14 protein-coding genes are annotated in these 12,650 nt (G+C 56.8%); 4 read left to right on the forward strand and 10 right to left on the reverse strand.

Annotated elements, in window-relative coordinates:
- Nucleotides 1–6 precede the first annotated feature (6 nt).
- Nucleotides 7–249 (reverse strand): hypothetical protein, encoded by a 243-nt coding sequence (locus tag AC13CN_RS15580; protein ID WP_054641435.1) that lies wholly within the window; start codon nucleotides 247–249, stop codon nucleotides 7–9.
- A gap of 306 nt (nucleotides 250–555) precedes the next feature.
- Here AC13CN_RS15580 and aptA point away from each other — a divergent pair, with 306 nt between their 5' ends.
- The 3 genes from aptA (at nucleotide 556) to AC13CN_RS15595 (ending at nucleotide 4,190) form a co-directional block, all read left to right on the forward strand.
- Complete coding sequence (gene aptA / locus AC13CN_RS15585) at nucleotides 556–1,929, forward strand: omega-aminotransferase AptA (protein ID WP_062363129.1); 1,374 nt, start codon at nucleotides 556–558, stop codon at nucleotides 1,927–1,929.
- 30 nt (nucleotides 1,930–1,959) lie between these two features.
- Nucleotides 1,960–3,456, forward strand: a complete 1,497-nt coding sequence (locus AC13CN_RS15590) for a CoA-acylating methylmalonate-semialdehyde dehydrogenase (protein WP_062363132.1) — start codon at nucleotides 1,960–1,962, stop codon at nucleotides 3,454–3,456.
- 113 nt (nucleotides 3,457–3,569) lie between these two features.
- The gene (locus AC13CN_RS15595) at nucleotides 3,570–4,190 is read left to right on the forward strand and encodes a TetR/AcrR family transcriptional regulator (protein ID WP_058578125.1); all 621 of its coding nucleotides are present in this window, start codon (nucleotides 3,570–3,572) and stop codon (nucleotides 4,188–4,190) included.
- On the opposite strand, the gene speB is transcribed toward AC13CN_RS15595, so the two are convergent.
- The 7 genes from speB to AC13CN_RS15630 are packed head-to-tail and all read right to left on the reverse strand — an operon-like array spanning nucleotide 4,164 to nucleotide 10,298.
- On the reverse strand, nucleotides 4,164–5,171 hold the full coding sequence (gene speB / locus AC13CN_RS15600) for an agmatinase (RefSeq protein ID WP_084354735.1): 1,008 nt from the start codon (nucleotides 5,169–5,171) through the stop codon (nucleotides 4,164–4,166). The genes AC13CN_RS15595 and speB overlap by 27 nt on opposite strands.
- A gap of 10 nt (nucleotides 5,172–5,181) precedes the next feature.
- Complete coding sequence (locus tag AC13CN_RS15605) at nucleotides 5,182–6,471, reverse strand: M20 family metallo-hydrolase (protein ID WP_058578126.1); 1,290 nt, start codon at nucleotides 6,469–6,471, stop codon at nucleotides 5,182–5,184.
- A 20-nt stretch (nucleotides 6,472–6,491) separates the two neighbouring features.
- On the reverse strand, nucleotides 6,492–7,211 hold the full coding sequence (locus AC13CN_RS15610; RefSeq protein WP_058578127.1) for a DUF1989 domain-containing protein: 720 nt from the start codon (nucleotides 7,209–7,211) through the stop codon (nucleotides 6,492–6,494).
- A gap of 40 nt (nucleotides 7,212–7,251) precedes the next feature.
- The gene (locus AC13CN_RS15615; RefSeq protein ID WP_058578128.1) at nucleotides 7,252–8,070 is read right to left on the reverse strand and encodes an amino acid ABC transporter ATP-binding protein; all 819 of its coding nucleotides are present in this window, start codon (nucleotides 8,068–8,070) and stop codon (nucleotides 7,252–7,254) included.
- The gene (locus tag AC13CN_RS15620; protein WP_054641438.1) at nucleotides 8,057–8,752 is read right to left on the reverse strand and encodes an amino acid ABC transporter permease; all 696 of its coding nucleotides are present in this window, start codon (nucleotides 8,750–8,752) and stop codon (nucleotides 8,057–8,059) included. The genes AC13CN_RS15615 and AC13CN_RS15620 overlap by 14 nt, the downstream gene beginning before the upstream one ends.
- 13 nt (nucleotides 8,753–8,765) lie before the next feature.
- Complete coding sequence (locus AC13CN_RS15625; protein ID WP_054641439.1) at nucleotides 8,766–9,422, reverse strand: amino acid ABC transporter permease; 657 nt, start codon at nucleotides 9,420–9,422, stop codon at nucleotides 8,766–8,768.
- Nucleotides 9,423–9,470: 48 nt separating this feature from the next.
- Complete coding sequence (locus AC13CN_RS15630) at nucleotides 9,471–10,298, reverse strand: transporter substrate-binding domain-containing protein (protein ID WP_058578129.1); 828 nt, start codon at nucleotides 10,296–10,298, stop codon at nucleotides 9,471–9,473.
- A gap of 159 nt (nucleotides 10,299–10,457) precedes the next feature.
- Here AC13CN_RS15630 and AC13CN_RS15635 point away from each other — a divergent pair, with 159 nt between their 5' ends.
- Nucleotides 10,458–11,432 carry a LysR family transcriptional regulator gene (locus tag AC13CN_RS15635; RefSeq protein WP_058578130.1) on the forward strand — a complete coding sequence of 325 codons (975 nt, stop codon included), beginning with the start codon at nucleotides 10,458–10,460 and terminating at the stop codon, nucleotides 11,430–11,432.
- Here the strand turns inward: AC13CN_RS15635 and AC13CN_RS15640 are convergent.
- Both AC13CN_RS15640 and AC13CN_RS15645 read right to left on the reverse strand, forming a co-directional pair.
- Nucleotides 11,429–12,301, reverse strand: coding sequence for a PhzF family phenazine biosynthesis protein (locus tag AC13CN_RS15640; protein ID WP_483053255.1), 873 nt, complete (start codon nucleotides 12,299–12,301; stop codon nucleotides 11,429–11,431). The genes AC13CN_RS15635 and AC13CN_RS15640 overlap by 4 nt on opposite strands.
- Nucleotides 12,298–12,489 carry a DUF1127 domain-containing protein gene (locus AC13CN_RS15645; protein ID WP_054641443.1) on the reverse strand — a complete coding sequence of 64 codons (192 nt, stop codon included), beginning with the start codon at nucleotides 12,487–12,489 and terminating at the stop codon, nucleotides 12,298–12,300. Before AC13CN_RS15645 ends, AC13CN_RS15640 begins: the two co-directional genes overlap by 4 nt.
- Nucleotides 12,490–12,650: the final 161 nt, after the last annotated feature.

The raw sequence follows: 12,650 nt of genomic DNA on the forward strand, positions 1-12,650 counted from the left end.
CTTTTTTTACAGCTGTTTAGTTGCGTGGACAGCGGATGGTTCGGGGCTGCCCCAATTGGTGAAATAAGCCACCAAAAACAGTGCCGTTAATGCAAACCACCAGAACAAGTTCCACACCAGCAGAAAAGGGAGACCCATCACCATAGGTTCTATGCGGTTAGCCAGCATAATGAGGGGGCTTTCCAGCATAAAAAAGCTGAAGAGCATGCCGCCATAAATAGACAGCTTTAAGGGTGTTAAGTATTTCATAGCAAGTTAGCCCTTTGTTTATATTGAAATTGTGAGCAGTGTTCATAGTGCACGCAGGCAACAACAGCGCTGTTTGGCGCATTGTCTGTGCGAGTGCTACTTAGGCGTGTTCCACTGATTTGTTGTATTTATTCGTATAAATATAAGAATTAGGCGCTTTGAATCGCTACGTCAAGGTAAGTAGGCAACGTTTGGCGTTGTGATGCGTATGAATTCTCTAACGTGAACTCAAGAAAAGCATAATTTTATAAACGTAGTGGGTGGCGCATGCTGAGGGCATGTCTCATAGCGACGGAGCTGGACACTATGTTTGGTTTAAAAAGTAAAACGACCGCACAGCCAGCGGAAAAAAAGGCTGAGCAGCCTGCATCAGGCACCGCCCTCAACCAGCACTTCTGGATGCCGTTCAGCGCGAACCGCGATTTCCGCACCAACCCGCGCATGATTGCCGGGGCGGAAGGGCGTTATTACATCGATGACCAGGGGCGCAAGCTGTTCGATTCGCTCTCTGGCCTGTGGACCTGCGGGGCAGGCCATAACCGTGAAGAGATCCAAAAAGCCGTGGCGGCGCAGCTGGGTACGCTGGATTTTGCCCCGGGCTTTCAGATTGCCCACCCGTTGGCGTTCAAGCTGGCGGAGAAAATCGCCAGCCTAACGCCAGCCGGGTTGGATCACGTGTTTTTCACCAACTCCGGTTCAGAAGCCGCCGATACCTCGGTCAAGATGGCCAAAGCGTATTGGCGGTTGAAGGGCAAGCCGGAAAAAACCCGCATGATTGGCCGCGCCAAGGGCTACCACGGGGTGAATATCGGCGGCACCAGCCTGGGGGGCATTGGCGGTAACCGCAAGCACTACGGTCAGTTGATGGACGTGACGCACCTGCCTCACACCCTGCAGACGGGCCATGCGTACACCCGTGGCCAAGCGGAAACCGGCGCTGAGCTGGCCGATGCGCTGCTGGATCAAATCGCCCTGCACGATGCCTCTACCATTGCAGCGGTGATTGTGGAGCCGATGTCGGGCTCGGCGGGTGTGATTGTGCCGCCAAAAGGCTATTTGGATCGGCTGCGGGAGATCTGCACCGCCCACGATATTCTGCTGATTTTTGATGAAGTCATTACCGCCTTTGGCCGCAGTGGGGCGACCACCGGGGCCGAAGCGTTTGGCGTCACGCCGGATATCATGAACGTGGCTAAACAGATCACTAATGGCGCGGTGCCGATGGGCGCAGTGATTGCCACTAGTGAGATTTTCGACACCTTTATGCATGCAGGCGGTGCCCCACACGCGATTGAATTCCCCCACGGCTACACCTACAGCGCCCACCCCGTGGCCTGCGCGGCGGGGCTGGCGGCGCTGGAGATGATGGAGCGTGAAAACTTCCCCGCTCAGGTGAATGCCATCGCTCCGGTGTTCGAGCAGAAGCTGCACGCCCTAAAAGGCCACAACCACATTGTCGATATTCGCAACTACGGCTTGGCTGGTGCCCTTCAGCTAGCGCCGCGCAACGGCGACCCCACCATTCGCCCCCGCGATGCGCATATGGCGCTTTGGGAAGCTGGCTTTTACGTGCGCTACGGCGGCGACACCCTGCAGTTCGGCCCTCCCTTTGGCACCACGGAAGCCGAGCTTGAACGTTTGTTCGATGCCGTCGCCAGTACCCTGGATTCCCTGGCATAACCCTGGCCCACCCTGTTTCGGAGTTTCATGATGAGTGTTGTTTCCCACCTGATTAATGGTGAGCTGGTGGAAAGCCAGCGTACGCTGGATGTGACCAACCCCTCCACGGGCAAGGTGGTTCGCCAAGTGGCGGATGCCAGCGCAGCAGATGTGGAGAGAGCCATTGCTGCGGCTCAGGCGGCGTTTCCTGCCTGGCGCGATACGCCGCCCGCCAAGCGCGCCCAGGTGATGTTCCGCTTTAAGCAACTGCTGGAAGAGCACGCGGACCGCCTCGTGCAACTAGTCAGCGAAGAGCATGGCAAAACGGTCGAAGACGCCATGGGCGAGCTGAAGCGCGGTATTGAGAACGTCGAGTACGCCTGCGGCGTGCCGGAGTTACTGAAAGGCGAGTACTCCCACAACGTGGGGCCGGGCATTGATGCGTGGTCTAACTTCCAGCCGCTGGGCGTGGTCGCGGGCATTACGCCGTTTAACTTCCCCGCCATGGTGCCGCTGTGGATGTACCCGATGGCGATTGCCTGCGGTAACACCTTTATTCTTAAGCCTTCCGAAAAAGACCCATCAGCGGCCATGGCCGTGGCTGAACTGCTGCAAGAAGCGGGGCTGCCCAAAGGCGTGATGAACGTGATTCACGGTGGCCGCGAAGCGGTGGAAACACTCTTGGATGCCAAAGCCGTGAAAGCCATTTCGTTTGTGGGTTCCACACCCGTGGCGGAAGCGATTTATTCCCGAGGTTCGGCAGCGGGCAAGCGCGTTCAGGCCCTGGGCGGGGCGAAGAACCACGCGGTGATTCTGCCGGATGCCGACCTGGAAAACGCCTCCAATACTCTGATGGGTGCCGCCTACGGCAGCTGCGGCGAGCGCTGCATGGCGATCTCGGTAGCGGTGTGCGTAGGCGATGAAACTGCCGACCGGTTAGTGGAAACCATGCTGCCCAAAATCGCTCAGTTGAAGGTGGGCCCGGGTACCGATAAAGGCCTGGATATGGGCCCGCTGGTCACCGCAGAGCATCGCGATAAAGTGCTTGGCTTTATTGAAGACGGTGTGAACGCTGGCGCTTCGCTGGTGGCGGATGGCCGTGGCCTGACCGTCGCTGGCCATGAGGATGGCTATTTTGTGGGTGGCTGCCTGTTCGATAACGTCACCGCTGACATGCGCATTTACCAGGAAGAGATCTTTGGGCCGGTACTCTGCGTGGTACGGGTCGGCAGCCTTGACGATGCTATGCAGCTGATCAACGACCACGAATACGGCAACGGCACCTGCCTGTTTACCCGCGATGGCGAAGCCGCCCGCCGTTTCACCGACGGTATCGAGGTCGGCATGGTGGGGGTGAACGTACCGTTGCCCGTGCCGGTGGCGTATCACAGTTTTGGCGGCTGGAAGCGTTCGCTGTTTGGCGACCTTCACGCCTACGGCCCAGACTCGGTGCGCTTCTACACTCGCCGCAAAGCGGTTTCCCAGCGCTGGCCTTCCGTCAGCGAAGCCACACGGGCGGAGTTCTCGTTTCCTACTAACCAGCGTTGACGCGATGCGCTAACTGCGCCATCTTCACTGCACCACCGCCTGCATCATTGTTGGGCGGTGGTGTATTTTTTGGTGCGTATTATGAGCGGTCAGGGTTGCAAAGGGATACCAGCGTGGCGAGAACACAGGACGAAATTCGGCAAACGAACGTCAAAAAGATCCTTCAGGCGGCGGAGCAGCTGTTTGCCGAAAAAGGCTACGCCGGTGCCTCCATGGGCGACATTGCCCAGTTAGCCGACCTGCCAAAGTCCAATGTGCACTACTATTTCGCCACTAAGAAAGTACTCTATCAAGAGGTATTGCTGGCGCTATTAGAGCTATGGAAGCAGGACGCGCTCTGCTTTGAGCTGTATGAAGACCCCCGAGTGGTGCTCTCCACCTACATTCGCGCCAAGATGAACCACTCTCGCAACCGCGCCCACGGCTCCAAAGTGTGGGCCGCTGAAGTGATGCAGGGTGCCCCGATGCTCAAAGAGCGCCTGCGCGATAACCTTTATGAATGGGCCAAACTAAAAGAGTCGAAAATCCGCGAATGGGTCGATTCCGGCCAAATCAATCCCGTCGAGCCTTCGTACCTGCTTTACATGATCTGGGCCTCCACCCAGCACTACGCGGACTTCGACTACCAAATCTACCTGCTCAACGACGACAAACCTCTGGACGACTTACAGTTTGAAAAAGCCGTGCAGTCGGTGACCTCTGTGATTTTAAGAGGCATTGGGCTGACGGCTTAGACTTTCCAGGCTTACTTGCTCAGCAATCAAACAAAAAAGTTCGTACATAATGGTGGCTCCAAGCAGTGCTGTGTTGCCGCTGGGATCGAAGGGTGGGGAGACTTCCACTACATCGGCGCCGATAAGCGGTATGCCGCGAAAGCCGCGCACTAGCTGCAGGGCTTGCAGGCTGGTAAGACCGCCTACTTCAGGGGTGCCGGTCCCAGGCGCGAAGGCGGGGTCGATGCTATCGATATCGAAGGATAGATATACTGGGCCGCTGCCCACGACGCGGCGAGCTTCGGCGACTGTCGCTTCAATGCCCAGCGCATCTACTTCTTCCATAAATATTACTCGCATGCCGCTAGCGTCTGAGTAGTCCCAGCCTTGTGTGGTGTTTTGGGCACCGCGAATGCCAATTTGCACCGTGCGTTTGGGGTCAATCAGGCCATGTTCACAGGCGAGGCGGAAGGGGCCGCCGTGGTGAAATTTTGAGCCCTGAAACTCGTCCCAGGTGTCGGTATGAGCATCAATATGGATCAACCCCACCGGGCCATCGGCCGCTAAGCCACGCAGGATGGGATAGGTAATCAAGTGGTCGCCACCAACGCTTAGCGGGATAACGCCTGCTCGGCGAATCGCCGAGTAATAAGTGGCAATATCATTGGAGACCTGCTCAAGGTCGTAGATCGATGAAAAGCGAACGTCGCCTATGTCGGCAATGCGTGCCTGAGCAAAAGGGTCTAGACGTGTGACATGGTGCAGGCTGCGCATCATACTCGACTGGTTGCGAATCTCACGCGGGCCATGGCGGGCGCCTGGGCGATTGCTGACCCCGCCATCAAAAGGAATGCCGACCAGGGCAATATCGAGTTCGTCTAACGATTCGGCTAGCGGCGCACGCAAGAAGCTGGCTATTTCGCGATAGCGTGGCTCCTGGTGCGGTAGGTAGCTTTCGCCGGTGGCGGCATTGCGGCGAGTGCCGTCGGTGCCCTTGGCCATGTGGCTCTCCTTATCGGGTTAAGCTCGCCAAACTGGCGGCCAGTAGTTGCGTGCCTGCAACGGCATCATCAAGTTCAGTATGCTCATCAGGGTGGTGGCTAAGGCCATCGCGGCAGGGTACAAACAGCATCGCTGTTGGGCAGTGGTTGGCGAGGTGAATCGAATCGTGAAAGGCACCCGATACTAATCGCGGTGCAGTAATACCTAGTTCATGGGCGGTGTCATCAAGCAGAACGGTGAGGGTGGCGGGAAACGCCACTGGCTCAACGCGCGATAGCGATGTCAGTGTTGCTTTGCAGCCTGCCCAGGTCTGCTGAGCGAGCTCATTGAATTCGGCTTCCAGCGCTTTTAGCGTCGCTGCTTCGGGGTGGCGTAAATCAATAGTGAAGGTGACCTGATCGGGAATGGTGTTCACCGAGCCAGGGCTGACGGCAAACGTGCCAATGGTAAAACGCACGCGGTCTTCGCTATCTCGGGCGGCTTCTCGTAGTGCGGTTGCCAGCGCACAGGCGCCCTCTAGCGCATCGCGACGCATGGCACGCGGGGTGGTGCCCGCGTGGTTGGCGCTTCCCGATACGGTGACTTCATACCAGCTAACGCCTTGAATGCCTTCTACAACGCCTGCAGAGACACCCTGGCGCTCCAGAATAGGGCCTTGCTCAATATGCAGCTCAAGAAAAGCATGCATCGGAGTTGCCAACGGGCGACGGGGAACGCCTGCAGCGTCCAGTTCCGCCAGGCAAGTATCCAAGGCACGTCCCAGACTGACGCCGTCGTTGTCTTCGACTAAGCGCGTTTCATCCAGGCTTCGCACGCCGCAAAATACCGCCGAACCAGAAGTGCCGGGTGAGAAGCGCGCCCCCTCTTCATTAGTCCAACTCACCAGTGAAAGAGGGCGGCGCGGTGTAAACCCCGCCTGCTTAAGCGCGCGCAGTGCTTCAAGCCCTGCCAGCACGCCCAGCGCTCCATCGTACTTGCCACCCGTCGGTTGGCTATCCAAATGACTGCCCGTAACGACAGGCTCAAGCGCGGGGTCACTACCGGGCACATCAAGAAACACGTTGCCGATCGCGTCGACGCTTGCCCTGGCACCCAGTGCGCTGGCCTGCTCAATCAGCCAAAGCCGGGCGCGGGTGTCGTTGTCATCAAGCGCTAAACGCGCTACACCGCCGTCTGATCGGCCGCCCATCTTCGCGACCGTGGCTAAGTCGTTGGCAAGTCGTTCCGGGTTTACCGCTGCTGCTATCGCCGCCACATCAATGACGGGCTTCTCGGTTGGATAATGAAGGTGGCTTTCCATCAGGCTCTCCCTAGGGGATTTTATTCGTAGACTTCAAAATGTACCTCGACAGGTACGCAGTCTGCACCATTGATGGGAATAATGTCTTGCGGGCAGGCGGACATCGCCACGATACAGTCCATCTCAGCGCGTAGCTCGACATAGTCACCGGGTTTGGACACAGGCGGGCACCAGTCGACTTTCATCTGGTCATTAACGGGAATGTTCATCCATAGATTGAGCGGCTGAGGCACCTCGGGAGTGACAACGCCTATCGCTTTCATGGCTAAACGCAGGTTATCGGCGCAGCTATCGTGGTAGCCCTCAACACCCAGCGTCATATAGCGGAACAGGTCGCAGGCGGCCATTAGCGTGTCGTGGATACCCGGCGAAGTGTCGGCGGTGAGGGTCATGATCGGGCGGCGGCGGTTACTTATCAGCGGGTCGCCTGCCTGAGGAATCAGCGCGCTCAACCAGGCACGCCCGTGCTCCCAAGACATGAACTCGTTGATATTATCGGTGCTAAACGCCCAGGTGTCGCACACTTGGGTACCGTGGGTATTAATAATACGGATGGTTTGTCCGGCTTTTAGACGCACTGCCCGGCCGCCACGGGCGGCGACTTCGTAGCGCTTGCCTAACACCGGCGTGCCGTCGGGGGAGATGGGGTTTTCCAAGCTGTGGTTATGGCCGCAGGGTTCGCTGTTGCTGCGCGGCAGTTGCTCAATGCGAGCGTGGTCAAAGCGTGTATCAGAACTCATGGGATGCTCCAGGTGTTTTAATCGTGTTTAGGTGACTGAGTCAGTCGATATGGCGCTCACGCCAGGTATTAAGAAACTGTTGAAGGCGTTCGCTTTTTGGTTGGCGGAACAGGGTTGCGGGCGGGCCGCTCTCGACCACGCGGCCTTGATCCATAAAGATCACGCGGTCAGCCACTTTGGCGGCAAAGCCCATTTCATGGGTGACGATCACCATGGTCATGCCATCGGCGGCTAGCTTTTTCATGACATCCAGGACTTCGCCAACCAGTTCAGGGTCGAGCGCCGAGGTAGGCTCATCGAAGAACATTACTCTGGGCTTCATGGCGAGCGCCCGAGCAATCGCCACCCGCTGCTTCTGGCCACCAGAAAGGCTCTCGGGAAAGTGGCCTGCACGGTCAGCAAGGCCAACCTGTTCGAGCATGGCCATGCCTTCCACTTCTGCATCCTGCCGGGAAAGGCCGTTAACCAGACGCAGCGCTTCGGTCACGTTCTCCAGTGCCGTGCGATGGGGCCATAGGTGAAAGTGCTGGAACACCATGCCCACTGGCGCGCGCACTTCATCTACGCGCTTTTCACTGGTGCGCACACGCTTGCCGTTGCGATCCTCAAAGCCCAATAGCTGGCCGTCGATATAAACGCTGCCATGATCGTAGGGCTCCAAGAACGCCAGACAGCGTAGCAGGGTGGATTTACCCGAGCCGGAGGGGCCAATCACGCAGACCACTTCGGAAGGGGCGAGGCTGAAGTCGATGTTGGTCAGCACTTCCAGATCGCCAAACTGCTTACTGATACCGTGTGCCTCAACAATGGCTTTTTGTCGGGTAGGCGTAGGCGGTGAGAGTGTGTCAGCCGTTGGCATGGGAGTTATCCTTTTGAGCGACATGGCGCGGTTGACGATTGGCTAAGCGTTTTTCCAGCGCATAGCCGCCCCGGGCGACCAGTTCAATCATCAGCCAGTAGAGCAACGCAACCGCCAAGTAGGGCTCGATGACCTGAAACGTCTGATTAACGATGGTGGTGGCGTTTTTGGTCAGGTCATCCACTGAGATAATCGAAATCAGCGCGGACTCTTTCACCAAAATGATTAGCTGATTGGTGCCGGGCGGTACGATCAGACGTGCCATCTGAGGAATCTGAATACGTATCAGCGCGTGCCAGGGTGAAATGCCGAGCATTCGCGCCGCCTCAAGCTGGCCTTTGGGAATGGACTTGAAGCCGCCACGATAAATTTCCGCAAAGTAGCCTGCGCCATACAGCCCAATACCGGTGACACCGGCAATCTCAGCATCTAGCCGTAGGCCAATGCTGGGGCCGCCGTAATAGAGTAAAAACAACAGAATCAGCAGCGGGATGCCGCGGCAAATTTCCACATAGCAGGCCACCGGATAGCCGAACAGGCGTGGATTAGCCAGCCGTAGCGCCGCCAGCACCAGCCCCAATGAAACGGCTAGTAAGCAGCCGAAAAAGCAGATCCACAGCGTATTCCACAACCCTTGCAGAATCAGCCCACGGACGTCCCATAGCAGGGCAATATCAAACATAACGGACACTCCCCTATTCGGTGGCAAGACCGCCGGTCATGCGGTGTTCTAAGTAAGCGCTGAGTCGTGCCAGCACCAAATTGACCGCGAGATAAAGCAGCGCGGCAGCCAAATACGTTTCCAGCGGCTGAAAGGTGCGTGAGGCGATTTGCTCGCTAACGCGCATTAGTTCGGTAACGGCAATCACCGATATTAGCGATGAATTTTTGAGAATCGTGATGATCTCGTTCGTCAGTGGCGGCAGCGTCAGGCGAAATACCTGAGGCATGATGATGCGCCTGCGGGTTTGCCACGCCGAGATGCCCGCCATGCGCGCCGCTTCTATTTGCCCAGCGGGAATGTGGCTGATGCCGCTACGGAAAATTTCCGATTGGAAGGCGGCCGTATTCAGCGTAAGCGTCAAAATAGCGGCGGTAATAGGTGCGATCTCAATGCCGATTTCGGGCAGTAAGTAATAGACCAGCAGCAGTTGCAGCAGGATGGGGGTGCCACGCCAAAAGCTGCGGTAAAGCCCGCAGGGCCAGCGCACTAGGCGATACCGGCTGGTCAAACCAAAGGCCAGCAAAACGCCTAATACCAACCCCAATGCGATGGCGGAAAGCGAGACCACCAAGGTGGTGGTCAAGCCTTTGAGCAGCACAGGGTAGTGGTTGAGCAGAATCTCAAACATGTAGCACCTGTAAAATGAAGAAAAACGGCTTCACCAACTCAACCCTTTTTACTCGGCCGCTGGGAGTTCTAACGGTAGATCCATCGGGCCACCGAACCATTTTTCCTGTAGCTCATTCAGGGTGCCGTCTTCATTTAGGCGTTGAATCTGCTCATCCATAAAGGCGTTAAGGGATGCGCTCTCTTCGTCATCGCGTCCGGCCCAGGAGAAGTAAACCGGGTCGCCGAAAGTGCCGACCACTTCAAACACATCAGGGCGGGTGCGCTCGGCTTCGAGCAGGTTAGGAAGACTATTGATCACCACATCGACACGGCCCGTCCCTAGCTCGGCATAGGCCTCATCAACGCCTGTGTAGGTACGAATATCTGCAACGGGTGTTCCCGTTTCTTCTAACTCTGCGGCCAATGCCTCCAGCGCTTCTAACTGCGCTGAGCCTGCCTGAGCGGCGGCTACTTTGCCGGCGATATCTTCAGGTGAGCTGATGTCATCCTCGCCAGCGCGTTTGAGCATTGCCATGGTGGCATCGGCAATGGGAGCGCTTAAGTGGTAGCGCTCCATACGCTCGGGCGTGGCGGTGACCGACGTAATGACGTAGTCAAAGCGCTCTCGCTCCAGCCCCGGCAGAATGCCTTGCCAAGGGAGATCCATGCGGATCAATTCGACGCCCTCAAGCTCGCTCATGATGTGTTCCATGATGTCGGCGGAGTAGCCGACAATTTCGCCATCTTCTATGTATTCAAACGGGGCGAAGCGCGCTTCAGTGCCGACGGTAAAGGTGGCATCGGTGCGAATGTCGTCTAACAAATCGCTATGAGCGGTAGTGGCGAAGCTAACGCCAAGTAGGAGGCCAGCGGTAATAGTCGGGATACGTTGCATGGGGATGCTCCTCGGGGTGGTGATACTCGAATCAGCGGCTATCGCCTACTGAGCAAGAACCCCTTGAGTTAAGCAGGCGTTATGCAACAATAAAACTGTTATCTTTCGATGTTCATACCCATTTTATTGATGTTAATTGCACTAACTTAGAGCATGCCGATGAAACTCTCAGCCGCTGACCTGAAAAGCCTCTCTGTATTCCTTGCGGTGACCGAGCACCGTGGCTTTGCCGGTGCGCAAACGGCGCTGCATATGAGCCAGTCTGCTATCAGTTTTCATATTCGTGCTCTTGAGGAGCGGGTAGGGTTCACTGTCTGTCATCGGGGGCGGCAGGGGTTTGAGCTAACCGAGCGGGGCACCATTGTGTATGAGCGCGCTAAACAGCTGCTCTCTTCGGTAGACGATTTCGACAGCGAGATGAGCGAGCTGCGCAGCTCCGTTTACGGCACGCTGCGCTTGGGCGTAGTCGATAACACCATTATGGATGTCGAGCTTGATCTGCAAGGCGTGATTGGCGAATTCCTACGTAAGAATCCACAGGCGCGTCTCAATATCACTGTGGGCAGCCCTGATCGCTTGATTGGCGAGATTGCTAATGGAGCCTTACAGCTCGGCATCCTGCCGGAAACGGCGCAAATGGAAGGCTTGCAGCACCGTCAGGTCTACACCGAAGTACACGGTATCTACTGTGCAAAACGGCATCCGCTGTTTGCTCGTGACAGCGCTCAATTAACGGTTGAGGACGTCATCAATCACCCCTTTGTGGTACGCCCCTATGCCAACCTGCAAGAGCTTCAAAGTTTCCCCAATGCCCAGGTAGGTGCCCATGCATCCAATATGGAAGCCCAGGCGCTACTGATTTTAAGCGGCCACTTTATTGGCAATTTGCCCCACTATTATGCCAACCACTGGGTGGAGCGGGGCGAACTCAAAGCGCTGCTGCCGGATCAGGTGGAGATCGCTTCGCCGTTTTGTGTCGTTACTCGAGCCGGGCGACGCCCCTCGCTTATTGTGCGCTCATTTATTCAGGAACTTGTCGCCCGGCTTTGGCAACAGTCGCATCTGGTTGAAGCGTATAAAGGGGATGAGCTGTTGCCCAAGACTGGCTCAACTGATGATGCATCGTTCGATTAACTTGGCGCTAAAAATATATCCCCTCTACCCACCAAGACCGCCTGCCCCCCTACCGTCACATACCCAGGCGTTATATCACCATTGGCCGCCGTATAAATAACGCTGGGCCGTCCCATTTCAACGCCTTGATGAATCTTGCACTGCAGTGCCTCGTGCTTGAGTGAGGCTAAGTAGCCGGTTAACGCTGCTGCGGCGCTGCCGGTGGCTGGGTCTTCGCAGAGGCTGTCGTGCATACAGAACATGCGGCTGCGAATCACGGTCTTTTGTCCCGCTGAATGCTCCCTCGCGTACAGGTAGATTTGAACCGCACTGTTTGGCATCACGGCACTTGCCCAGAGGGCGGAGGAAATACAGACGCTCTCTAATGCTGCGATATCCGATAGCTCAATCAGGTGAAAGGGCAACCCGAAGGAGGCGATGACCGGATCGCCCACTACCTGATGGATATCTAACCCCAACAGCTCAACGGTGGTGGGGCGATCGAGAGTGCTGTCTGCCAGCATAACGGCCTTGGATGTTTTGAACGTTGCCCTACCGTTGGCCCATGTGATCGCGAGTTTCCCGATGGGCGGATGAAGCACCAAGGGTTGCTCTGGGTGAGCGAGTTTTAACGCCGCCAATAGGTGGGCAGTGCCTACCGTAGGGTGTCCTGCAAACGGCAGCTCCCTGGTCGGGGTGAAAATTCGCATGGGGTAGTGTTGTGGCGCTGACTCGGCGCTCAAGAACACCGTTTCCGCCAGATTTAACTCATTGGCTAGCGCTTGCATGGTGCAGGTGTCCAGCCCATCCGCGTTGAGAAACACGGCCAGTGGGTTGCCCGTAAAGTGCTGGTCGGTGACATCCAGCAAGTAATACTCGGCGGTGGTCATACATCCCCCTTATTAGAGAGCGTCTGTTTCCAGAACGTTTGTTTTCCCTCCTGGCAGGCCTGTTCACGGGTGAGGCCAATATCTTTCAGCAAGTGGTCATCTAGCGTGAGCAGCTGCCGACGGCTGCGGCGGCGCTGTTGGTAGCGGCTTAGCTGGTAACGAAGCTGAGTGAGGCTGAAGCGTGGCATGGCGGCTCTCCGAGCGGTGGGGTGCCTGTTTAGGTTACGCAGCCTGCTGGTGGCAATACAGATATAGATTTTTTTATTTTTACGGTACAGATGGGGCGTGTTATACCTCTGTATGGCGAAACGAGATGCCTTCTGTATGGCAGATGAACCGAGCGGGGGTG

The sequence above is a fragment of the Vreelandella sp. L-25 genome (assembly GCF_056857535.1).